Genomic DNA, 21,553 nt, shown 5'->3' with positions numbered 1-21,553 from the left:
GTGCCTAGATCTTGGGCCAAACAGCTGTTCGTCCCCTAGATTTTAGCACACGCCGCGCCAGAGCTGTCAAGCGTGATCCGAACGTATGTTTGCCTTTTTGGGGCGTCTGTGCTACGGTTGTACGGCAAACCCATGCCATACGGCTGGCATTGCGTTGCGTGCCTTTTCCCGGAGGGAGCCTTGACCGACAAACCTGCCACGGAGCGACAGCAGCGCATCCTCGATGTGATCCGCGCCTTCACCGCCGAGCGCGGCTACCCGCCCTCGGTGCGGGAAATCGGCGAGCGCGTCGGCCTTTCGTCCTCGTCCACGATCCATGCCCACCTCAAGGCCCTGGAACGCCGGGGCCTGATCCTGCGCGATCCCACCAAGCCGCGCGCTCTTCGCTCGGATCTCAACACGACGCGAGTGCCCGATAGCGTGGTAATGCCGATCGTCGGGAAGGTCGCGGCCGGCGTACCGATCACCGCTCAGGAACATCTCGAGGGTGAATTCGTCCTGCCGGCATCCTTCGTGCCGCGCTCGTCCGACGCGTTTATGCTGCGCGTGCAGGGCGACTCGATGATCGAGGCCGCGATCTTGGATGGCGACCTGATCATGGTCCGCCCGCAGCGCGTCGCGCGCGACGGCGAGATCGTGGTCGCGATGCTCGACGGCGAGGCTACCGTCAAGCGCTACTACCGTGAGAATGGACGCATCCGGCTGCAGCCGGAGAATCGCAGCATGGCGCCAATCTACGCGAGCGATGTCGAGATCATCGGTCGCGTCGAGGCCGTCGTCCGCCGGCTCTAGCCCGTTCGGCGCGCTCAGAGCGATCGCCGAGCTTGCGTTCCTCGCCGCGACCCGCGATGCGCTCCCCTGGAGCTTCGGCGGCCTGCTCGCGGCCTTTTTCGCCATCTTGCCCTCGGTCTCGGTACCGGGGCCCTTCATCGGCCCCTCGCTCGGCTTGCGCGTTTCGGCCGCCCTTCTGCCCGCCTTCGGCATCATGGGCCTCGTGCTGGCGCCCACGCTGGCCTGGTTTTATGCCCGGCGCGCCCATATCGATACCACCGCGGCGATCGCGGGCGCGACGCTGGGTTACCTCCTCGCGCTTCCGTCATATAGCGGAGCGCTGCTTCCCTATTTGCGTTCGGTCGGCCCAAGCGGACTGTTTCTCGCGCTCGGCGCATGCGGTGCGGTTGCTCTTGGTGCGCGCCTGGCGCGCACGGCCTGGATCGGCGCGCTGCTCACCGTCGCGCTCGCGCTGGCGCTGCGCGCGCTACACGTCGACCTGGCGGCCGCGGTCGCGCAGATGCTCGAGCCGCTAGGCCGTCTGGGCGATACGTACGCGGCGCTCGTCGTCATCGTGCTGGTGCAAACGCTGCTGTGGACGATCGGCATCCACGGCCCTGCGCTGCTCGCCGCCGTTGTGACGCCGGTGTACCTCACGCTGCAAATGCAAAATACGCTCGCCTACGATCATCACCTGAGTCTACCGCACATCGTCGTGGTCTCGCTGTTTCTCTTCATCTTCCCCGGCGGGGCGGGATCCACGTTGCCGCTCGCCGCGCTGCTCGTCTTCTCGCGCGTGCCGCGACTGCGTACCGTCGGACGCGCGACGATCGTGCCGGCGGTCTTCAACGCCAACGAGCCGCTGCTCTTTGCCGTTCCGGTCGTGCTCAATCCGTTTCTGGTGCCGCCGTTCATCGTCGCGCCGCTACTGCTCGCCACGACGACATACTTTGCGGTCGCGTGGGGTTGGGTCGGGCGCCCGATCTACTACGTGCCGTCCTCGGTTCCCACCCTGATCTCGACGTATCTCTCGACGCTCGACGTACGGGCGATCGCGCTCGTCCTGATCAACGTTGCGCTCGCAACCGCGGCCTACTTGCCGTTCGTGCGCGCCTACGAGCGCCATCTGCAGCACGAAGCGCTCGAGGCGGCCGCATGATCGAATTGCTGTGCGAACGCTTTACGATCGGGGGAACGGTTCGGGAGGCCGCACTCCGCGCGTACGAACGCACGCGCGATCTCACCTATCCGGCGCAAGCACAAGTGAAAGTGCGCATGCTGCGCGCCTTTTTCGACGAAGGCATCGACGAGAGCGAACTGGCCGGAACCAGCGGCTACGGCTACGACGACGCGGCACGCGCGCGCTACGAGTCGCTGCTTGCGCGCGTCCTCGGCGCGGAGCGCGTGCTCGCGCGCCTCTCGATCGTGAGCGGTACGCATGCAATCGTGACCGCACTCGCCGCTTGCGTTCCGCCGGGAAAGCGATTGATCGCCGCCGCCGGCGCACCCTACGACACCTTGCGAAACGCGATTTGCGACGCGCCGCATTCACTGACTGCGCAGGGCGCCGTTTATCAAGAGATTGCGCTGCGCGACGATGGAACCCCGGACCTCGACGCAATCGCGCGTGCAGCGGCGCAAGCCGATGCGGCCGCGGTTTTCGTGCAGCGCTCGCGGGGTTATGCGCCGCGTCCTTCGTTGGACATTGCGGCGTGCGAACGCATCGCCGCCGCGGTCAAAAGCACCGCGCCGCGCGTCGCCGTGCTGGTCGACAACTGTTACGGCGAGCTCGTCGAGGAGGCAGAGCCGAGCGAGGCAGGCGCCGATCTGGTGATGGGCTCACTGATCAAGAATTTGGGCGGGTCGCTCGCTCCGGGAGGCGGGTATATCGCCGGCCGCTCGGATTTGCTCGAGCGGGTGAGCGCGCGCCTCTATGCTCCGGGTCTACGCGGTGCACTGGGACCAACGCTTGGATTCGGGCGCGCCTTCATTCAAGGTCTTTTCCTGGCGCCCGCGATCGTCGAACAAACCCTTCGCGGTCTCGATTTCGCCGCCGCGCTTTTCGAAGAATTGGGGTTCGAGGTCGATCCGCAGCCGGGCGCACATCGCACCGACATCGTGCAGGCGATTCGGCTGGGAGATCCCGGCCGGTTGCTGCGCTTCGCGGGCGGATTGCAGTCGGCGATGCCGGTCAACGCGCGTTTTCGTCCTGAACCGGGCCCGGTGCCGGGCTACGCCGATCCGGTCGTCATGTCGAGCGGCGCCTTCGTGAGCGGAGCGACGATCGAGCTCTCTTGTGACGCGCCGCTTCGCGCGCCGTACGAAGTCTATCTCCAAGGCGGAGTCGTCGCCGAACACGCGATGCTCGGCGTACTTCTGGCCGCGCAAGCGCTTGCTGCGGGCGATACAGCTGAAGGCCGAGGCGCGCGCACAGAGAAGAACTCCCACCGGTGAGTACTCAAGAGGATCGCTCGCACGAGCGCCGCTTCTATCGCGCGGTTGTGGATTTCCCGGTCACAATCATCGTTCCGGGGCATGAGTTGGTGCTGGTTGGAACGGCAATCGACCTCAGCCGCGGCGGTATGCGCGTCGCAACCTCGACCGATCTACCCGCAGGCCAACCAATCGTCTTGCGCTTCACCCTGCCGGAGAGCGATCGCGAGATGCTCGTCCGTGCGAAAATCGCGCTTACGTTTTATGACGCCGCGAGCAAATTCTACGCTCACGGCGTCGCCTTTACGCAATACACGTCGAGCGATCATGAAAAGATCGCCGCGTTCGTGGCTGCCAAAGAAACGGCGAAGTAACGACGGTTAGGCCGTGCGCGATTCCCCGAGAAATCCGTAGAAGAAGTAACGGTTGCCGTCGTTGGTCGTAATGATGATGCGCGTGTCCTGAATCTCGGCTGCCGTGATCGTCTTGCCCACCAAGGTCTCGAGAATCGCCTGCGCCTGCAGGAATTCCGCCTCGCGCAAGGCATCCGGCTCTACTTCTATGAGCTCCAGCAACTCGTCGATCCGGTCGTTCATCGTCACCCTATGAGTAATCGTCCTAACGGTCCTTTTTGTTAGTTCCAGGTTAACAGGGCCCGGCTGCCCGACCAGGAGCCGGGCGGTTGCGCCAGAGAAGGGCACGTCCCGATGTATCTGCTCGAGGTCCTGAGCGGGCCACTAGACGGGAAAACTTGGACTTTCGAGAGCGAAATCACGATCGGACGCGACGATTCGGTCGCGCAGGCGTGTATAGCCCTCGATCGTTATGTTTCCCGCAAACATGCGCACGTACGCATAGACGGCGAAAATCTTCACCTCACGGACCTGGAGAGCCGGAACGGAACCAAGGTGAACGGCGAGCCGGTGAGCGGCGATGCCACGCTCGAAGTCGGCATCCCGTTTATCGTCGGCCGCACGGTGCTGCGCGTCACGCGTCTTTAGGAGAGGTTCCTAGCTTCGTGCAAATCGCCGCGACGATCGCGCAAGCTCGTGCGCTCTTCGACGTGCTTCCTCGCCCGCTTGGTTTCGTGCCTACGATGGGGGCCTTGCACGAGGGTCACCTGGCGCTCGTTCGACGGGCCCGGGCCGAGTCGGCCGCGGTCGCGGCGTCGGTCTTCGTCAACCCCCTCCAGTTTGCGCCGGGCGAAGATCTAGCCCGCTACCCGCGCGATCCCGAAGGCGATCGAGCCAAGCTGGCTCAGGCCGGGATCGACGTGCTCTTCGCGCCCGGCGTCGAGGCGATGTATCCGTCCGGCTTCAGCACCTCGGTCGACACCGGCCGCCTCGCAGAGGTCTTCGAGGGCGCGATCCGGCCGGCGCATTTTCGTGGGGTCGCCACCGTGGTTTGCGCGTTGCTCAATGTGGTTCGCCCCGATGCGCTCTACCTCGGACAGAAGGATGCGCAGCAGACGGCGGTCGTACGGCGAATGGTCCGCGACTTGGAGATACCGACGACCGTGGTGATCGTTCCCACGCAGCGCGAAGCCGACGGCCTCGCGCTCTCGAGCCGTAATGCCTATCTCTCCGCGGAAGAGCGGGAAGCCGCGCCGTCGCTGCACCACGCGCTTCAGGCCGTGCGCCTCGCGATGGCCGGCGGCCGTTCCAAGGCGGATGCGATCGCGGCGGGACGTGCGCGGCTACACCCGCTCGCCCGGCTCGACTACCTCGACGTCGTCGACGCCGACACGTTCGATCCGATCGATTCGCTCTCGCCGCCGGCGTTCGTCATCGGCGCGGCTCGCTTCGGCACGACGCGCCTGCTCGACAATTTGTGGATCGAGTGATCGCGCCATGAACGACGCGCGCATATTGATCGGCGTGTGCGGCGGAATAGCCGCCTACAAAGTCGCGGCGCTGACCAGCACGCTGGTGCAGCGCGGCGCGGCCGTCGACGTCGTGATGACGCCCGAAGCGGAGCGGTTCGTCGGTCCCCTTACGTTCTCGTCGCTTACCGCGCGCCCGGTCTACACGTCGCTATGGGACGCGCCCGAGCGCATTCCGCACATCCGCCTCGTGCGCGAGGCGCAGGTGATGCTGATCGCGCCCGCGACCGCGAACGTCATTGCCAAAGTTGCGCACGGTATCGCTGACGATCTGGTGACGGCTGCGGCGCTGGCCGCGCGTATCCCGATCGTGATCGCTCCGGCGATGAACGCGGCGATGTACGAGGACGCTGCGACGCAGACGAACCTGCGCGCGTTGCGCGAACGCGGATATGAGTTCGTCGATCCCGAGCGCGGGTTCTTGGCCGAGCGCGAGAGCGGCATCGGACGTTTGGCGAGTGAGGAGTCGCTGCTCGAGGCGCTGACGCGCGTGCTGAGGCGAACGCAATCGCTCGCGGGCGTGCGCGTGCTCGTGACCGCTGGTCCGACCCGCGAGGCCTTCGACCCGATTCGGTTCGTCAGCAATGCGTCGACCGGATCGACCGGTATCGCCATCGCACGTGAAGCAGCCGCCCGCGGCGCCGACGTCGCGCTCTTACTCGGCCCGACGCTCCTCGAGCCCCCGCCCGGGGTGAGCACCTATCGCTTCAACACGGCGCAGGAACTGCTCGACCTCGCGCTCGAGCACGGCGCACGGGTGGATTTGGTCGTTGCCAGCGCGGCCGTGTCGGACTGGCGTCCGCAGACTCGCGCCGATTCGAAACTGAAGAAGACCGACGACGATTTGACGGTGCGCCTGGTGCGCAATCCCGACGTGCTGGCCGCCATCGCGCAGCGCAACGACGAGGCGTTTTTCGTGGGATTCGCGGCCGAGACCGACGAGCACGAAACCAACGCGCGTGCGAAACTCGAAGGCAAGGGGCTCGACGCGATCGTCGTCAACGACGTACGCGGCGAGCGCGGTTTCGGGACCGGTGAGAACACGCTGACGCTTCTTTGGAAGGATGGCCGCAAGGAATTGGGTACGGCAAACAAAGCGGAACTCGCGATGCGCCTGCTCGATGCGATCGAGGCGCTGCGCCGCTGATGTTACTGGTAATCGACGTCGGCAATACGGAGACGAAACTCGGTTGCTTCAACGACGGCGCCCAAACGCTGGTCCATCATTGGCGGGTCACGACCGAATCGCGACGGACGGCCGACGAGTACGGTGTGTTCTTCACTCAGCTCTTCGCTACCGCGGGCGTGCGCTCGCGCGAAATCGACGCGGTCGCGATTGCGAGCGTGGTGCCGCGGCTGGATCATACGCTCGTCGACGTCTGCGAGAAGTTCTTTTCGCTGACGCCGCGCATGCTCGAGGCGCAGCGCCAGCGGCTCATCGCGGTGAAGACCGATCGCCCCGAAGAGGTCGGCGCGGACCTGATCGCCACTGCGATCGGCGGACGCGAGCGCCACGGCGTTCCGTTGATTTTGGTGAGCTACGGCACCGCGACCGTGTTCATGGCGATTTCGGCGCAAGCCGATTACCTCGGCGTAGCGATCGCGCCGGGAATCAACATCTCGATCGACGCGCTGATCGGCCGCACCGCCAAGTTGCCGCAGATCGCGCTCGATGCTCCGGCGCATACGATCGGACGCAACACGATCGAAGCGCTGCAGTCCGGTATCATCTATGGTTTCGTCGGGCAAACCGAAGCGATCGTCGCGCGCATCCGAGCCGAAATGGGTGTGGAGGCCGCGGTTGTCGCTACCGGCGGATTGGCCGAAGTCGTGGCCAAGCACACGACGATCTTCAACGCCGTTGACCCGCATTTGAGTTTGTACGGTTTGCGTGCATTCGCACGAGACTGAATCAAAGTGCAGATACGTGCGAATTTCACTTAGCTAACGTTTATGCTGACTTAACTTCGGGACGGTAGACTAAAGAACGTTTTCCTGAGTCTGCTTTATTGGAGGAAGTCTTGCACAAGCGTTTTTCTGCGGCGGGTGCGCTCGTTGCGCTTGCCGTTTCCGCCTGTGGTGGTGGAGGTAATGGTGTTGCACCGGCCGCCGGCACAAACTCTGCACAGTATGTGATCGGATCGCTCGCGCAGCCTTCTGCGACGACGGCGCCGAGCAACGCCGTGAGCAATCCCGGTTTCGAGAGCGGATCGCTCTCCCCATGGACGTCGTGCGGCACCGTGAACGACGTTTCGGTGACGACCGCGAAAGCGCATAGCGGCAGCTATAGCACGCTCATCGGCACGACCGCGAAGCCGGAAGTCGATGGGACCGCAGCGGTCTGTCAAACAGTGACCGTACCCACCGGCGGGACGTTGACGTTTTGGGTGTACGAAGGAACGACGGATACGATCGAATACGTCGATCAAGAAGCCGACATCCTGAGCGCGAGCGGGTCGAAGCTCACGCAGCTGTATTCGGAAGCCGAATCGACGAACGGGTGGGAAGAAAAATCGTTCAGCTTGAGCGCCTATGCGGGCCAGACGGTGCAGCTCTATTTCGGTGTCAAGGGCAACGGCTATTCGAAGGATTATGTTTACGAATATCTCGACGACGTCTCGCTGACGGGTTCCGGCGCGAGCGCCTCTCCCTCTCCAACCGCATCTCCGACGGCGACGCCGACGAGCGCACCGACCGCCACCCCGTCGCCGGCGTACGCGTGCAACAACGCCGGCTTCGACACCGACCAGTCGGAGTTCGCGAGCGGGGAGATCTCGTCGGATCAACTCGTCGACGTCTGCGGCCAAGTGACGCAAGTGCTGGCTGCGAAGAAGACGAGTAGCGGCGATCACGGCTACTTCTACGTCTCGGTAGCCGGTGCCGCGAGCCCCGGTACCATCGAGATCGTTTCGAACCTTGACGCGATGGGTGAGGATCCCAACCCGCCGCCCACCACCTGGCCCTGGGTTGCCGCCGGCGACTACGTCTACGTGCAGGGCCGCTATTACTACGACAGTTCCAGCAGCCAGGGCATCGACTGGACCGAAGACGACACCGATAGCAATTGGGAGCACACCGGCTACGTCGTCGTCTGCAACGCGGCCGGCACCAGCTGTAATTTGTACGAATAGAGGGACATGGTATAGTAGGGGGCGCGATGCCCCCTACCGTCTCTCCGCTGCGGATCGGCAGCCATCAGATCTGGCCGCCGCTCGTTCTCGCGCCCATGTCCGGCGTCACCAACCGGACGATGCGCGCGCTCTATAAGCCCTTCGGCCTCGGACTCACCGTCACCGAGTTCGTTTCTTCGAACGCGCTCAAGTACGGCAGCAGGCGCACGATGGAGATGATCGATCAGCACGGCCTCGAGAAGCCGGTCTCCACGCAACTCTGGGGCGACGATCCGGCGACGATGGCCGCGGCGGCGAAGGTCGTGCGCGAATGCGGTGCCGACATCGTCGACATCAATTTCGGCTGTCCGGCACCGAAGGTGACCAAGACCAACGGCGGCTCCGCCTGCCTGCGCGACGTCGATCGCTGCGAAGCCATCATGAAAGCCGTCGTAGACGCCGTCGATTGTCCGGTCACGATGAAGATGCGTTTGGGCTGGAGCGAGAGCGATCTGGTGTACGTCGACGTCGCCAAACGCGCGCAGGCCGTAGGCGTGCAAGCCGTCACGCTGCACGCGCGCACCGCCCGCCAGTTCTACAAAGGTAATGCCGACTGGCAGCATATCGCTGCGCTCAAAACGGCGATCGATATCCCGGTCATCGGCAACGGTGATCTCGACGATCCGCAGATTGCGATGCAGCGCATGTGCGAGAGCGGGGTCGATGCGATCATGCTCGGCCGCGGTACGCTCGGAAACCCGTGGCTGATCGCGCAGATCGCCGATCTGATGGCCGGGCGCGAGATGCGCGCCATGCCGTCGGCGGCGGATCGCTTGCGCTTCTGTATCGTGCATTACGGCGCGATGATCGCGGAATGGGGAGAGGCGCGTGCCGTGCCGCAGATGCGCAAGCACGTGGCGCTCTATCTCAAAGGGATTCCGGGAGCCGCAGTTCTGCGCGAGCGTATGATGCGAATCGAAACTGCCGACGAAGCGATCCGGGTGATCGAAGAGACGATCGCGCGCGCGGAGTCCGCGGCGGTGGTCGCGGCGTGACGTGTCCATCGACGTCGAACTCGTTCCGTTTTTGACGCAGCTGCGCGAGCTCTACTCGCAACCGCGTGGCTTCGCGCGCTTCAAGGAATATCTCGATATCCTGCGCTCGCAGACCGGTGAGATGGAGCTGCCGATTTCGAACGTTAATCCGATGGCCAAGCCGCAGGTTTTGGAGTATGTCGAGCAGCTGATTGCGCTCGATGCCGAGAGCGAGGCGCTCCAAGCCGCGCGAGACGGCGCGCGGCGATTCGACGGCGTCGACGATGCGTTGCGGCTCATCGTCATCGTCGCCGACGATGCGCAGGGCGGCTGGACGAATCGATATTTCACCGAGTTCGCGCATCGCTACGAACGTAAGCACGAGGTCGCACGAGGTTGGGCAACGGTCATGTTGTGGAGCAGCGAGCAGCCATCGCCGAATCTCGTTCGCACTCGTGCGTTAGAGACGCTGTATCGAACGGTCGACGAACGCGCACACGGCCCGGTCCGCACGTTGCGCGAGATTCTCGACCGTGAGATGCGCACGCAGCGTTTCGCCGGTACGACGAGCCGCTACGAAGAGCCCGCGTATCGTTCGAAGGTCGAGCCGTACTTGGATTCGCGCGCGGCACCGATCGTGTTCGCAGCGCTCTACGGTGATGCCGCTGCGGAGTCGCTCGGCTATCCTCCGCTCGGTATACCTGAAAGTGAAAGAGGACCGCTTGCGCGATCCCCTCTCGTGTAGCTTACGGATGTAAGCACCCCTCCGACTAAGTTCCCTGACTGTATCGCGGGTGACCGAGCCGCGTCAAGGAACCTAGCGGAGCGGATGGCGCCCGGTAGGACTCGAACCTACATCGTCCCCTTAGTCGGAGGGGTGCTTTATCCGGTTAAGCTACGAGCGCTGCCGTACGATCACGCGGAGGGATCGCATTGACAAGAGGCACCGTTGAAGATCTCGCTGCCGAAGTGTTCGAGAACTATAAGAACTTCATCAATCCGCCGCTGGCACGGGTGATGAAACTCTCGGGCTCACCCGTCGAAGTGCGCGCGTCGGGCACCACGATCTGGGATCAGAACGGCAAGGCGTATCTCGATTTCGCCGGCGGTTACGGCGTATTCACGCTGGGCCATTCGCATCCGCGCGTGATCGCGGCCGTGCGCGAGCAGATGGAGGCGATGTCGCTCTCGGGCAAGACGATGTTCAACGTGATGCTCGGGCGCGCGGCGAAACGGCTCGCGGAAATCGCTCCGGGCGATCTGCAATACTCGTTCTGGTGCAACAGCGGGGCCGAGGCGCTGGAGGGCGCGATCAAGCTCGCGCGTGCCGCCACCGGCCGGGCGAAAATCGTCTCGACGCAGGATGCCTATCACGGCAAGACGCTCGGGGCGCTCTCGATCAGCGGGCGCGAGGCGTTTCAAACGCCGTTCCGCCCGTTGCTCGCCGACGTCGATCATGTCGCCTTTGGCGATGCGACGGCGCTCGACGGCGCGCTGCGTGATGCCGCCGCGTTCGTCGTGGAACCGGTGCAGGGCGAGGGTGGAGTGAACGTACCGCCGCCAGGGTATCTGCGCGCGGCGCGTGAGGCCTGCGACCGGACCGGCGCACTGCTGATCGCGGACGAAGTACAGACCGGCCTCGGACGCTGCGGCTACCTGTTCGCGTGCGAACGCGACGACGTCGTGCCCGACGTGATGACGCTGGCCAAGGGGCTCTCGGGAGGCATCATTCCCGTCGGCGCGTACATTGCGCGTCCCGATGCATGGAACCGCGCGTACGCGAAGGCGCCGTTGATCCACACCTCGACGTTCGGTGGAAGCGAGATTGCGTGTGCGGCGGCGCTGGCCGCGATCGACGTGCTGCTCGACGATGATCTCGTCGCCAATAGCCGCGCGCGCGGCGAGCAGCTTCTCGACGGCGCTCGCGCGATCGCACTCGAGTATCCGCAGGTGATCCGCGAAGCGCGCGGTCTCGGCTTGCTCGTCGGGATCGAGCTGACGAACGAAGGCTACGGCGGCTGGATCATCCCCGAGATGCTCAAGGCAGGCGTCACGGTCGCGTGGACGCTCAATCAGCAGCGCGTGATCCGGTTGGAGCCCCCGCTGATCGTGACCGAGGGCGAAGTCGAACTCGCGCTCGCGGCGCTCTCCGCAGGGGTGGCGGCCGCCGCCGAGAAGCTGGGGCGCTTGTAAGCGTCGAATGCGGCGCTACAATGCCCTACGCAGAATCCAGAATCGCGATCGCCGCTTCGGCCCGCGCCGTCTACGAGCTTGCGAAAGACCAGGAACGCTTTCCCGAGTTCATGCCCGACGTGGAGACCGTTCGGGTGCTCGAACGGCATCCCGACCGCGTGATCTCGCGCTGGAAAACACTGGTCGAAGAGGCGCCGATCGAGTGGACCGAAGAAGACCGCTTCGACGACGGCGCGCTGCGCATCGACTACGCGCTGCTGGAGGGGGATCTCGACACGTTTCAGGGTGCCTGGACCTTCGAAGAGCGCGACGGATTGACGCACGTGCTTTTGACGGTCGAGTATGATTTCGGCGTACCGACGCTGGCCGAGCTGATCGGTCCCACGCTGCAGCGCAAGGTGATCGAGAATAGCGAGATGATGCTCAAAGCCTTGAAAGAGCAAGCCGAATGCGAATGAGGATTGGGGGCCCCGTGCGCTTTGCGCATGGGGGGCGCGGAGCCGAAGGCGCAGCGCCGCTCAGAACAATCGGGGTCCCCGAAGTGCGGAGCACTTTGGGGTGAAATTCTGTTTCGTCATTCATCCGCTCTCGCTCGAAGACGTGGCGCGCTACGAGCCCGGCGCGGCCGGCAAGGGCGCTCCGATCATCCGCAAGATCATGGAATGGATGCCGCCCTGGGCGGCGGTGCATGTCACCGGCGTGCGCACGCCCGACGGCCGTGAGACCGAAGGCTGGTTCGTGACGGCGCCGCTGCTTCCCGAACAGATGATCGAGTTTCCTCGCGAAGAGGTGTACAAGCGGATCGTGCGCGCGATCGAGATCGGCGCCGAACTCGGCGCGCAGGTGGCGGGGCTTGGGGCCTTCACCGGCGTCGTCGGCGACGGCGGGATCACGGTTGCCGAGCGATCGCCGATTCCGGTGACGACCGGCAATTCGCTGACCATCGCGGCCGGCATCCAAAGTTTGTTCCGCGGCGCGCGTGAAATGGGCATCGATCCCGCGGCCTCGACCGCAACGGTCGTCGGCGCGACCGGCTCGATCGGCGGCGCGTGCGTGCAGCTGATCGCCCCGCACGTGCGCGAGCTCATACTGGTCGCACGCAATAACACGCGCCTGGCGAAGTTCGCTGCGCAGATGAAGAGCGAGCTTCCGTGTTCGGTCTCCTTCACGACCGACATTTCCGACGCCGTTCGGCGCTCGCAGCTCATCCTCACCGCCACCTCGTCGACGCAGGACGTCATTCAACCGGAAGATCTGCTGCCCGGAGCGGTCGTCTGCGAACTTTCCCTGCCGCACGACGTCAGCCGGCGCGTCGCGCTCGAACGGCCGGACGTGCTCGTCACCGAAGGCGGCAACATGGTCGTGCCGGGCGATCCGTTCTTCGAACGCGTGCGCGAACCCGGAACCGCCTTCGACTTGAATCTCCCGCCCCGCACGGCGCTGGCGTGCATGAGCGAAACGATGGTGCTGGCGCTCGAGAACCGCGCCGAACCCTACACACTGGGCCGCGGCATCGACGTGAACAAAGTCGTCGAAATCGAGTCGCTCGCCAAGCGCTGCGGCTTCACGCTCGCCGACATGCGCGCCTTCGACGCCGCGATCACGCCGGAAAAAATCGCCGCGACTCGCGCAGCGGCAGCAATGTCAATTGGGCGCGCCCTAGGGGGATCACGAGCAGAAGGCGATCATGAGCGCGCCCTGGGCTGGGGGCCCCACGAAGTGGGGGGCGCGGAGCTTAGAGCGGAGCGCCTTTCAAATTGAAGCGCGTCGTCTCGGTTTCGCTTGGTTCGTCGACGCGCGATCATCGGGCGGTCGTGAAACTGCTCGGCGAAGAGTTCGACATCGTGCGCGAGGGCGTCGACGGCAAGCTCGATCGCGCGATCGCGCGCGTGCAGGAGCTCGACGGCACGGTCGATGCGATTGGACTTGGCGGCATCGACGTGTATCTCTACGCCGGTTCGAAACGCTACGCGCTGCGCGACGGCCTGCGCCTGCTGCAGGCGGCGAAGATCACGCCCGTCGTCGACGGGAGCGGGCTGAAGAATACGCTCGAACGCAACGCGGTGCGCTACATGCAGGACGAGCTCGGCATCCATTTGCGCGGCAAGCACGTGTTGATGGTCAGCGCACTCGACCGCTTCGGGATGGCGCAGGCGCTCGTCGATGCGGGGGCCGACGTGCTCTTCGGCGATTTCATCTTTGCGCTCGACAAGGACATGGCCGTGCGCGATCTGCACACGTTCGAAGAGATGGCCGAGAAGTATCTGCCCGACGCGTGCAAGCTGCCGTTCCAATTCTTCTATCCTACGGGTAAGAAACAAGAGAAGCCGCCCGAGCCGAAATATCCGCAGTATTACGAGGAAGCCGATATCATCGCCGGCGACTTTCACTTCATGCGCCAGTTCATGCCGCCGCGCCTCGAGGGCAAGATCGTTTTGACCAACACGGTCACTGCCGCCAATGTCGACGAACTGCGCGAGCGCGGCGTGAAGATGCTGATCACCACGACGCCCGATTTCCAGGGCCGCTCGTTCGGGACGAACGTGGTCGAGGCCGCGCTGCTCGCGCTGCTCGGGAAGCGCTGGGAAGAGGTCACCGCCGCCGACTACGAAGGCGTGCTGCGCGAATTACATTTGCGTCCGCGGGTGATCGCACTGAATTGACGCGCCGTCTGCCGCGCGTGCTGCACCTCTTCGATATCTCGGTGCTCGCATCGGCGTCGATGGGCCCGGCCTATTCACTTGCCTCGACGCTGGGGCCGATCGTCGTCGCGGCCGGTTTCGCGGCGCCGCTTGCGTTTATCGCGCTCTCGGTCATCATGCTCTGCATCGCCGTCTCGTTCGCGCATCTCTCCCGGGTCGCACCGAATGCGGGCTCCTCTTATTCGTGGATCGGGATGGCGTTCGGGCGCCGCGCCGGCGCGTACGGCGCGTGGCTGTTGCTGCTCTCGAATTTCTTTGCGACGATGGCGATCGCCGTGCCGGCCGGTATCTACACGCTCGCGCTCGTCGCGCCCGCACACGCGCAAGATCCGGTCGCGGCGGCCGCAATCGGTGCCCTCTGGATCCTCGGAAGCTCGGCATTGCTCTACGCCGGCGTGCGCCCGACTGCGCTGGTGACGTTCCTCGCGCTCGCACTCGAAATCGTCGTGCTGCTGGCCAGCGCGCTGGCCGCCGCGCTGCATCCGCACGTCTCGGCGCATGTAACCGCAGCCTCGACGGTGCTGCCGGCGTCGTTCGGCGTCGCCGGATTCGTTTCGGCAATGACGCTGGCAATTTGGATGAGCGACGGCTGGGAGGTGAGCGCTTCGACCAGCGAGGAGGTCCAGGATTCGCCCGCGGCGTCGGGACGCGGCGGAATCGTCGGGCTGGTGCTCACCACGGTGGTGCTGGTTCTGTGTATGTACGCCTACCTTCATCTCGGGAATTTGCAGGGCTTTGCCGGGAACCAAGCCGACGCGCTGGCCTACGTCGGATCGCTCCTCGGCGGTGCCTGGTGGCGCCTTGCGATCGTCGTCACCGTGCTGCTCTCCACCCTCTCGACGCTGTGGACGACGATTCTGTACCTTTCGCGTTCGGTCTACGCGATGGGGCGCGACGGCGTGTTGCCGCGCGCTCTGGGTGCGCTGGACGCGCGCGACGAGCCGCTCTGGTCGCTCGCGCTCGTCGCGGTCCTGGTGACGCTGTGCGAACTGATCACCGGTTTCTCAGCGAGCGCAGCCGCTCAATTGAATCTCGTCCTCAACTCGAGTTCGGTCTTTCTCGGGCTCTTGTTCGTACTTTCCGCGGCGGCGGCGGCGAAGCGTTTCTGGAGCGAGCCGGCCGTACGCTTGGGCGGCGTGCTCGTGCCGCTCGCCGGCGCGCTGGCGCTGCTGGCCGTGCTGGTGGCAACCGTGCTCGTCGAAGACCGGACCCTCCAAGGATACGCTTGCGCCGGAGTCATGTTGGGTATACCATTTGCGCTCTGGCGCGGCCGGACGCTACGAGGGTAGGGTTCCGGGAGGAAGGGGAACGGTTGGGGTCCCCCAAACAAACCGCGCCAGCGTCCTTACCGGGCGCCAAAATTATGTGCTACGGGGTCGCTGGGTCTTTCCTTGAACGATAAAGAGACTATCCTGACTGCGGAGGGGCTGCAGAAGCTCCAAGAGGAGCTCGACGAGCTCAAGACGGTCCACCGCAGAGAAGTCAACGATCGCATTCGCCAGGCCAAAGAGTACGGCGACCTGAGTGAAAACGCGGAATACGAGGACGCCAAACAAGAGCAGGCATTCATCGAAGGGCGCATTCTCAAGCTCGAGGCGATGATTCGCAACTCGCGGATCATCGATGAGTCCGAGTATGCCGCCGACGAAGTCCATATCGGCGCCACCGTCAAGGTCAAAGACCTCAAGAACAACGACGGGTACGAATTTCACATCGTCGGCTCGGCCGAAGCCGATCCGAGCGCGAAGCGCATCTCGAACGAATCGCCGCTCGGCCGCGCGCTGATCGGCCACAAGAAGGGCGAGACGGTCGATGTTTCGACCCCGCGCGGCGTCGTGAAGTACAAGATCGAAGGAATCCGCAACGGCAGCGCCACCCCGGCGAAGAAGACCGCGAAGAAAGCCTCGTAGGAGATGCACAGGTCAAAAGCGCCCTCGGGGAGTCTCGAGCGAACATAGAATCATGCGCGCGTTGAGGTTGGGGGCCCCACGAAGTGGGGGGCGCGGAGCTTAGAGCGGAGCGCCTTTTGGAATTAGGCAAGACGGAAGCGGCATTGATAGCGGCCAGACGTGACCATCTGGCCGCTTTGCGTTCGCGCGGCAACGATCCGTTCGCGCAAACGCGATTCGAAATCGAGGCCACGGCCGGCGAGCTGAACGCGCGCTACGGATTTCTCGAAGCCGGTCAACGCGCGGAGGCGGAAGGCTGGAACGTCGCGGGCCGCATCCTTTCGATCCGCACCGCGGGCAAGACGCTTTTCGCCGACTTGTTCGATCGCACCGGGCGTCTGCAGATCTATCTGCGCAAGGATGACCTCGGCGAGGACCGTTTTGCCGAATGGAACGACATCGAGCGCGGCGACATCGTCGGCCTGCGCGGGTACATGTTCCGCTCGAAGAAGGGCGATCTCACCCTGCACGTCACCTCGTTCACCCTGCTCGCCAAATCGCTCATGCCGCTGCCCGACAAGTGGCACGGCTTGCAGGACGTGGAGAAGCGGTACCGCCAGCGCTACGTCGATCTGATCGTCAATTCCGACGTGCGCGACGCGATGATCGCACGCAGCCGGATCGTCGCCGAGACCCGGCGCTTCATCGACGCGAACGGCTTCTACGAGGTCGAGACGCCGACGCTGCTGCACGTTGCCGGCGGGGCGGCGGCCCGGCCGTTCATCACCCACGTCAATGCGCTTTCGGGCGAACCGATGCAGCTGCGCATCGCGACCGAGCTCAATTTGAAACGCTTGATCGTCGGCGGCATGGACCGCGTCTACGAGATCGGCCGCATCTTTCGCAACGAAGGCATCGATACGACCCACAATCCCGAGTTCACGATGCTCGAACTCTACGCAGCCTACTGGGACGTCAGCGACATGCGCGAGTTCAACGAAGCGCTGATCGCGCAGCTGGCGAGCGTCGTCACCGGAGGCGGCGACGAATTGCAGGTCGGCGAGCACAAGATTTCGTTCAAACGCCCGTTCGAGAAAGTCGGCTACCTCGAGGGCATCGCGATCTACTCGCACGGAAAGTTCACGCGCGAGCGGCTGCTCGACCCCGCGGGCGCAGCGGAAATTCTCGCCGAGCTCGGCTTGCCGCCGTCACCGACGCACGGACACGCGCTCGACAAGATCTTCGAGCGCGTACTCGAGCCGCACCTGATCCAGCCCACCTTCGTCACCGATTATCCGGTGATCATTTCACCGCTTGCCAAACGCAAGGCGGGTGACCCGCAGCTGGTCGACCGCTACGAGCTCTTTTGCAATCGCATGGAGATCTCCAACGCGTTCACCGAACTCAACGACCCCGACGACCAGCGTGCACGCTTCGAGGCGCAAGTTCGCGAACGAGCAGCAGGTGACGAAGAGATCCCCGAACCCGACTGGGACTTCGTGCGCGCGCTCGAGTACGGCATGCCGCCGACCGCAGGCATCGGCATCGGGATGGATCGGTTGATCATGTTGTTGACGAACAACACCTCGATCCGCGACGTCCTTCTCTTTCCGCTGCAACGCCAGCACGGATAGTACCCGCTCTCGGCACGGATAGGCCATATGTCCTAGTGACGTAGGCTTTCCCTCGGGGGCGGAGGAAACGTGGCACCATCGCTCGCTCATCGAGGAGGGTGTGTTCGTGATTACGATTCGCCGTGTAGCCGGTTTTGTGTGTATCGTGCTGCTGTCCGCGTGCGGCGGCGGTTCGTCGTCCGGCGGAGGCGGAGGCGGCAGCGTCACCGTGCCGCCGCCCGTGACGTTGAACCTCTCGGACCAGAGCGTGCAGCGTTCCGATGCGCAGAGCGGCCTGGCCGGCGTCGAAGCCTACCAGGAATACGAGGGCGGCGGCTCGATTTCGACCTTGACCGCCGCACGTGCGATGCGCACGATGCTCGCCAAGGTGAGTCCGAAATCGTTCGCGGACGGCGCCCGGCCGCGTCCGCTTCTGTGCAACGCGGGCGACGGCGTCAACGAAACGATCGTCAACAACGGCAACGGCTCGTTGACGATCACGATCGAAGATTACTACGACGACGCGTGCACGCAGCCCGAAGCCGAAGTCGTTTGGACGGCTACCCAGTCGGGAAGCACGGTCAGCGGGCCGGCTTCGTTTACCGAGTACTCGGCGAGCGGCACGGTGACCGGAACGGCGAGCGCGCAGATCACCTTCCTATTCAATAATTCGAGCCTTCAGGAGGAAACCGGATTCTCGTTCTTGCTGACCGACGTCGTCGAAAACGGTGAGGATCTGGGTGAGATTGGGGTCGCCTGCACCCTTACGGTGACCGGCTCGTGTTCATCGGCCGGAGTCGCCGCGGCCGCGAATGCCTCATCGATCGATTCGGAGGAGGGTGCTTCGGTTACGCTGAGCGTGTCGTCCACGCTGTCGATGAACGTCGCCCAATATCAGGGCGCCGAGAACTCGCTCACCGTCAGCCAAGGCACCTTCCCGGCGTGGACGATCTCCCCCTCATCGGCTCTTCTTTCGTCGGTGTCGATCAGCGGGTCGGCTACCGCCAACGGCTTCGCGCTTACGCTCACGGACTCCACGTACGGCGGCACCCTTGCGATCACCGGTACGGCGAGCGGCGTCACGGGCACGTTGACGAACACGGCAACCGGAGCGACGGTCGCGAGCTTCACCGTCAACGCGCAGGGCAACGGCACCCTCACGTACAGCAACGGTACGCAGGTGTCGATCGTGGACTACATCGTACAGGGGTAGGATGGAGGGACAGAAGTGCGATCACACGCAGTGCACCTGCTACGTCGATCTCGGCCAGTTCTATTGCAGCGATCGCTGTCGCGAGCAGGCGCAAGCGGATCCCGACGCACCTCCGCACGTGCAGTGCAGCTGCCGCCACGCGGAGTGTGAGAATTCCGTCTAGGAAATGCCGTTGTTCGCGAAAGCGACGTAGAAGATGATCGCGACGCAGACGAACGCGTAGGCAATCAGCCCGACCGCGTTGGCGATCGTCAGCGCTTTCGAGAGGGTGACCGAGACGCGTCCCGGCGCCATCACGGCGCCGTCGACGATCGCGGGTAGAAGCAGGGTCCACGGCGGAATTGCGGCGACGCCCAGCAGCCACCCCGGGACGTACGCGCCGACGATCGCTCCGTGGATTCCAACGTCGGCGGCATAGCTCTGCAGCCCGGCAGCAAGCAGCCAGGAGAGGGCAAAAATGCCGAAGCGAAACCGGCGTGAGGCGCTGGGTGTCACGGGTAACGTTATTCAACCAACCGCTTTGGGAGAATCCTCTATGGATCTGACGACATCGTATCCGCGTAGCGTCCACGAAAAACTGTTCGGCCTGGTGCAGATCGCCCGTACGATCGACAAAGGCAAGGCGACCGCCGAAGGCAAGCAGGGCGAGTATCACTACAACTGCCCAATGGACCAGCACGTCCTTTCGTTCTTGGGCATCGACCACGACGCGCTGCTCGAGGTGATCAAGAACGCCAAGGGTGACGCCGCGATCGAGGCCTACGTCAAGCCGTTCATCGACAAGAAGTCACCGCAAGAGATCGAAGCCTTCAATCGGGAATGGGTCACGCACAAGCCCGACAATGAAGAGTCGCGTCAATATTTCTTGCAGTTGCGCAATGCGATCGCTCCCGACCGGACCGACGTAACCGCGTGGGCCGATCTGCTCGATCTGGACGAGAAGCGGAACGTCCCCAAACGCGTTCCGGTGAACGCGTAGTACAAACCGTACGCTGTGCCGTCGAATACGACGGCACGGCGTTCCTCGGCTTTCAGGTGCAGACGTCGGGCCGCACCGTCGCCGGCGAACTCGAGCGCGCACTGAGCCGATTGCTCGAAGAGCCGGTCAAAATCACCGGTGCGGGGCGCACCGACACCGGCGTTCACGCGAGCGGGCAGGTGATCTCGTTTCACACTTCCCGCTCGTTTCCGTTCGAGCGCCTTGCCGTCGCGCTGAACTCCGTGCTCCCGCCGGATGTCAGCGTGCGCGAGGTCGCGATCGCGGCGCCGCAGTTCTCGGCGCGCTTCTCGGCACTCGAGCGAACCTACGTCTACGCGATCTCCAACCGCCGCGAGCGCAGTGCGCTTCTTGCCCACCGCGCTTTTCACGTCTACCGTTCAACGCTCGATGTGCAAGCAATGCGCGCGGCCGCGCAACCACTGATCGGCGAGCACGATTTTCGATCCTTTTGCGGCGTTCTGCCGGACAGCGGCGTGACCGTGCGCACCGTCCGTACGCTCGAGATTAACGCCGACGGCGATTTCGTGCGGGTGCGTATCAGCGCCGACGGTTTCTTGCATCGGATGGTGCGAACGATCGTCGGAACGCTGATCGCGTGCGGGCTGCGGCGAGCGGATCCCGCGTCGATCCCGGCAATCCTGGCCGCGCGCGACCGCAGTGAGGCGGGAATCACCGCGCCGCCGCACGGGCTCTACCTTGCCGGTGTGCGGTATCCCGATTACGATTCCTATCGCGAACCGACGATCTAGAGATGGTTTACCGGCCGATTTCGTCGAGAAGACGCTGGAATTGCTTGATCTGACCGACGCTGAGCCGGCGCAGCAGCCGCCTTGCGCGCTCGCCCGCGTCGGCGAGGGCGTCGTCGACCAGCGCGTGACCCGCCGGCGTGAGAAGCGCGAGCGACGCGCGGGCGTCATGCGCATCGCGCCGGCGCTCCACGATGCCCCGCCGCTCGAGCGGCAGCAGCGCCCGGGTCACACCCGAGGCGGTCAGATGCAATTCGTGCGCCAGCTCGGTGGGACGGCGTCCGATCCGCTCTGCGCGCAGGGATGCGAGCAATCGTAGTTCGGCAAAGCTGAGCCCCTGCGCTTCGAGCCCGCGCACGGCCCGGGCATGAGCGGCGGCCAAAGCGAGAATCGTTTCGAGCGCATCCGTGGGCATCGTCTTTAGGATACTTGACTACTCACGTATATGTCAAATAATTTGAATTCGCGCGGAAGAGCTTGACGGGGCTGCCGCGGCCCGGTAAGATGCGGAAGTTCATCGAGGATACTCATACATGCGAACCACGTTACAAAAAGCGGAAGAGACGAAGGCCGATTGGTACATCGTCGACGCGGCCGGGCAACGCCTGGGCACGCTCGCGGTGCGGATCGCGCGCGCGCTCTCCGGTAAGCACAAGCCAACCTGGACGCCGCACGTCGATGACGGCGATCACGTCATCGTGATCAACGCGGCGCAGGTCGAGCTGAGCGGCAAGAAGTGGGACGCCAAGATCTATCGCCGCCACAGCGGCTTTCCCGGTGGTCTCAAAGAGCAGACCGCTCGCGAGCTGCATGCCAAATCACCCGAGCGTCTGATCGAAGAGGCGGTTCGCGGCATGCTTGCGACCAACCGCACCCGCGACGTGCAATTGCGCCGGTTGAAAGTGTACGCAGGGGCGCAGCATCCGCATGAGCCGCAAAAGCCGCAGCCGCTGTTTTAGGAGCACAC

Annotated in this window: 25 protein-coding genes and 1 tRNA gene; 22 read left to right on the top strand and 4 right to left on the bottom strand. The window is 64.3% G+C overall.

Annotated features, from left to right (window positions below):
- Window positions 1–180: 180 nt before the first annotated feature.
- From lexA to VMF11_05140, 4 genes are read left to right on the top strand one after another with little or no spacing between them, the layout of a single operon-like run.
- Window positions 181–792: a transcriptional repressor LexA gene (gene lexA, locus VMF11_05155; protein HTU69689.1), complete on the top strand. Its 612-nt coding sequence runs from the start codon at window positions 181–183 to the stop codon at window positions 790–792.
- Window positions 746–1,930 carry a PTS transporter subunit EIIC gene (locus tag VMF11_05150; protein HTU69688.1) on the top strand — a complete coding sequence of 395 codons (1,185 nt, stop codon included), beginning with the start codon at window positions 746–748 and terminating at the stop codon, window positions 1,928–1,930. The genes lexA and VMF11_05150 overlap by 47 nt, the downstream gene beginning before the upstream one ends.
- Window positions 1,927–3,225: a methionine gamma-lyase family protein gene (locus VMF11_05145; protein HTU69687.1), complete on the top strand. Its 1,299-nt coding sequence runs from the start codon at window positions 1,927–1,929 to the stop codon at window positions 3,223–3,225. The genes VMF11_05150 and VMF11_05145 overlap by 4 nt, the downstream gene beginning before the upstream one ends.
- Window positions 3,222–3,578, top strand: coding sequence for a PilZ domain-containing protein (locus tag VMF11_05140; protein ID HTU69686.1), 357 nt, complete (start codon window positions 3,222–3,224; stop codon window positions 3,576–3,578). The genes VMF11_05145 and VMF11_05140 overlap by 4 nt, the downstream gene beginning before the upstream one ends.
- A gap of 6 nt (window positions 3,579–3,584) precedes the next feature.
- On the opposite strand, the gene VMF11_05135 is transcribed toward VMF11_05140, so the two are convergent.
- On the bottom strand, window positions 3,585–3,800 hold the full coding sequence (locus VMF11_05135) for a hypothetical protein (GenBank protein HTU69685.1): 216 nt from the start codon (window positions 3,798–3,800) through the stop codon (window positions 3,585–3,587).
- A 111-nt stretch (window positions 3,801–3,911) separates the two neighbouring features.
- Here VMF11_05135 and VMF11_05130 point away from each other — a divergent pair, with 111 nt between their 5' ends.
- The 7 genes from VMF11_05130 (at window position 3,912) to VMF11_05100 (ending at window position 9,975) form a co-directional block, all read left to right on the top strand.
- Complete coding sequence (locus tag VMF11_05130; GenBank protein HTU69684.1) at window positions 3,912–4,205, top strand: FHA domain-containing protein; 294 nt, start codon at window positions 3,912–3,914, stop codon at window positions 4,203–4,205.
- Between the two features lie 17 nt (window positions 4,206–4,222).
- Window positions 4,223–5,047 carry a pantoate--beta-alanine ligase gene (gene panC / locus VMF11_05125; GenBank protein ID HTU69683.1) on the top strand — a complete coding sequence of 275 codons (825 nt, stop codon included), beginning with the start codon at window positions 4,223–4,225 and terminating at the stop codon, window positions 5,045–5,047.
- A 7-nt stretch (window positions 5,048–5,054) separates the two neighbouring features.
- A complete protein-coding gene (gene coaBC / locus VMF11_05120; GenBank protein ID HTU69682.1) occupies window positions 5,055–6,233 on the top strand; it encodes a bifunctional phosphopantothenoylcysteine decarboxylase/phosphopantothenate--cysteine ligase CoaBC in 1,179 nt (392 codons plus the stop codon).
- Window positions 6,233–6,997 (top strand): type III pantothenate kinase, encoded by a 765-nt coding sequence (locus VMF11_05115; protein HTU69681.1) that lies wholly within the window; start codon window positions 6,233–6,235, stop codon window positions 6,995–6,997. The genes coaBC and VMF11_05115 overlap by 1 nt, the downstream gene beginning before the upstream one ends.
- A gap of 110 nt (window positions 6,998–7,107) precedes the next feature.
- Window positions 7,108–8,217 (top strand): carbohydrate binding domain-containing protein, encoded by a 1,110-nt coding sequence (locus VMF11_05110; GenBank protein HTU69680.1) that lies wholly within the window; start codon window positions 7,108–7,110, stop codon window positions 8,215–8,217.
- A gap of 26 nt (window positions 8,218–8,243) precedes the next feature.
- Entirely contained in the window at window positions 8,244–9,251 is a 1,008-nt protein-coding gene (gene dusB, locus VMF11_05105; GenBank protein HTU69679.1) for a tRNA dihydrouridine synthase DusB, read from the top strand.
- Window position 9,252: 1 nt separating this feature from the next.
- Entirely contained in the window at window positions 9,253–9,975 is a 723-nt protein-coding gene (locus VMF11_05100; protein HTU69678.1) for a hypothetical protein, read from the top strand.
- Between the two features lie 86 nt (window positions 9,976–10,061).
- On the opposite strand, the gene VMF11_05095 is transcribed toward VMF11_05100, so the two are convergent.
- Window positions 10,062–10,135: transfer RNA gene (locus tag VMF11_05095), tRNA-Ser, on the bottom strand.
- Window positions 10,136–10,163: 28 nt separating this feature from the next.
- Here VMF11_05095 and VMF11_05090 point away from each other — a divergent pair.
- The 8 genes from VMF11_05090 to VMF11_05055 all read left to right on the top strand — a co-directional run bounded on the left by VMF11_05090 (window position 10,164) and on the right by VMF11_05055 (window position 18,840).
- Complete coding sequence (locus tag VMF11_05090) at window positions 10,164–11,423, top strand: aspartate aminotransferase family protein (protein HTU69677.1); 1,260 nt, start codon at window positions 10,164–10,166, stop codon at window positions 11,421–11,423.
- A 20-nt stretch (window positions 11,424–11,443) separates the two neighbouring features.
- Window positions 11,444–11,881, top strand: a complete 438-nt coding sequence (locus VMF11_05085) for an SRPBCC family protein (GenBank protein ID HTU69676.1) — start codon at window positions 11,444–11,446, stop codon at window positions 11,879–11,881.
- Between the two features lie 100 nt (window positions 11,882–11,981).
- Window positions 11,982–13,184, top strand: coding sequence for a hypothetical protein (locus tag VMF11_05080; GenBank protein ID HTU69675.1), 1,203 nt, complete (start codon window positions 11,982–11,984; stop codon window positions 13,182–13,184).
- Window positions 13,181–14,086, top strand: coding sequence for a hypothetical protein (locus VMF11_05075; protein HTU69674.1), 906 nt, complete (start codon window positions 13,181–13,183; stop codon window positions 14,084–14,086). Before VMF11_05080 ends, VMF11_05075 begins: the two co-directional genes overlap by 4 nt.
- On the top strand, window positions 14,083–15,414 hold the full coding sequence (locus tag VMF11_05070; protein ID HTU69673.1) for an APC family permease: 1,332 nt from the start codon (window positions 14,083–14,085) through the stop codon (window positions 15,412–15,414). The genes VMF11_05075 and VMF11_05070 overlap by 4 nt, the downstream gene beginning before the upstream one ends.
- Before the next feature lie 102 nt (window positions 15,415–15,516).
- A complete protein-coding gene (gene greA, locus VMF11_05065; GenBank protein ID HTU69672.1) occupies window positions 15,517–16,035 on the top strand; it encodes a transcription elongation factor GreA in 519 nt (172 codons plus the stop codon).
- Window positions 16,036–16,178: 143 nt separating this feature from the next.
- Window positions 16,179–17,648, top strand: a complete 1,470-nt coding sequence (gene lysS, locus VMF11_05060) for a lysine--tRNA ligase (protein ID HTU69671.1) — start codon at window positions 16,179–16,181, stop codon at window positions 17,646–17,648.
- Between the two features lie 106 nt (window positions 17,649–17,754).
- Window positions 17,755–18,840: a hypothetical protein gene (locus tag VMF11_05055; GenBank protein HTU69670.1), complete on the top strand. Its 1,086-nt coding sequence runs from the start codon at window positions 17,755–17,757 to the stop codon at window positions 18,838–18,840.
- Between the two features lie 159 nt (window positions 18,841–18,999).
- On the opposite strand, the gene VMF11_05050 is transcribed toward VMF11_05055, so the two are convergent.
- Window positions 19,000–19,335, bottom strand: coding sequence for a hypothetical protein (locus VMF11_05050; protein ID HTU69669.1), 336 nt, complete (start codon window positions 19,333–19,335; stop codon window positions 19,000–19,002).
- A 40-nt stretch (window positions 19,336–19,375) separates the two neighbouring features.
- Here VMF11_05050 and VMF11_05045 point away from each other — a divergent pair, with 40 nt between their 5' ends.
- Together VMF11_05045 and truA are read left to right on the top strand one after the other, a co-directional pair.
- Window positions 19,376–19,819 (top strand): DUF5069 domain-containing protein, encoded by a 444-nt coding sequence (locus tag VMF11_05045; GenBank protein HTU69668.1) that lies wholly within the window; start codon window positions 19,376–19,378, stop codon window positions 19,817–19,819.
- Window positions 19,753–20,589, top strand: a complete 837-nt coding sequence (truA, locus tag VMF11_05040; GenBank protein HTU69667.1) for a tRNA pseudouridine(38-40) synthase TruA — start codon at window positions 19,753–19,755, stop codon at window positions 20,587–20,589. Before VMF11_05045 ends, truA begins: the two co-directional genes overlap by 67 nt.
- A gap of 7 nt (window positions 20,590–20,596) precedes the next feature.
- Here truA and VMF11_05035 read toward each other — a convergent pair whose 3' ends face one another.
- Window positions 20,597–21,001 carry a MarR family transcriptional regulator gene (locus VMF11_05035; GenBank protein ID HTU69666.1) on the bottom strand — a complete coding sequence of 135 codons (405 nt, stop codon included), beginning with the start codon at window positions 20,999–21,001 and terminating at the stop codon, window positions 20,597–20,599.
- A gap of 118 nt (window positions 21,002–21,119) precedes the next feature.
- Here VMF11_05035 and rplM point away from each other — a divergent pair, with 118 nt between their 5' ends.
- Window positions 21,120–21,545: a 50S ribosomal protein L13 gene (gene rplM / locus VMF11_05030; GenBank protein ID HTU69665.1), complete on the top strand. Its 426-nt coding sequence runs from the start codon at window positions 21,120–21,122 to the stop codon at window positions 21,543–21,545.
- The last annotated feature ends 8 nt before the right edge of the window (window positions 21,546–21,553 follow it).

This window comes from Candidatus Baltobacteraceae bacterium (genome assembly GCA_035502855.1).
Lineage (GTDB): Bacteria > Vulcanimicrobiota > Vulcanimicrobiia > Vulcanimicrobiales > Vulcanimicrobiaceae > Aquilonibacter.
The sequence above is the reverse complement of the archived record's forward strand: the minus strand, read 5'-3'. Positions and strand labels throughout refer to the sequence as shown.

Bases quoted from the DNA above. Each gene is read 5' to 3' on its own strand.
- VMF11_05150 (HTU69688.1), top strand. From the start codon at position 746: ATGTCGAGATCATCGGTCGCGTCGAGGCCGTCGTCCGCCGGCTCTAGC.
- VMF11_05135 (HTU69685.1), bottom strand. From the start codon at position 3,800: ATGAACGACCGGATCGACGAGTTGCTGGAGCTCATAGAAGTAGAGCCG.
- VMF11_05115 (HTU69681.1), top strand. From the start codon at position 6,233: ATGTTACTGGTAATCGACGTCGGCAATACGGAGACGAAACTCGGTTGC.
- dusB (HTU69679.1), top strand. From the start codon at position 8,244: ATGCCCCCTACCGTCTCTCCGCTGCGGATCGGCAGCCATCAGATCTGG.
- rplM (HTU69665.1), top strand. From the start codon at position 21,120: ATGCGAACCACGTTACAAAAAGCGGAAGAGACGAAGGCCGATTGGTAC.
- VMF11_05085 (HTU69676.1), top strand. From the start codon at position 11,444: ATGCCCTACGCAGAATCCAGAATCGCGATCGCCGCTTCGGCCCGCGCC.
- VMF11_05145 (HTU69687.1), top strand. From the start codon at position 1,927: ATGATCGAATTGCTGTGCGAACGCTTTACGATCGGGGGAACGGTTCGG.
- VMF11_05035 (HTU69666.1), bottom strand. From the start codon at position 21,001: ATGCCCACGGATGCGCTCGAAACGATTCTCGCTTTGGCCGCCGCTCAT.
- VMF11_05130 (HTU69684.1), top strand. From the start codon at position 3,912: ATGTATCTGCTCGAGGTCCTGAGCGGGCCACTAGACGGGAAAACTTGG.
- VMF11_05045 (HTU69668.1), top strand. From the start codon at position 19,376: ATGGATCTGACGACATCGTATCCGCGTAGCGTCCACGAAAAACTGTTC.
- coaBC (HTU69682.1), top strand. From the start codon at position 5,055: ATGAACGACGCGCGCATATTGATCGGCGTGTGCGGCGGAATAGCCGCC.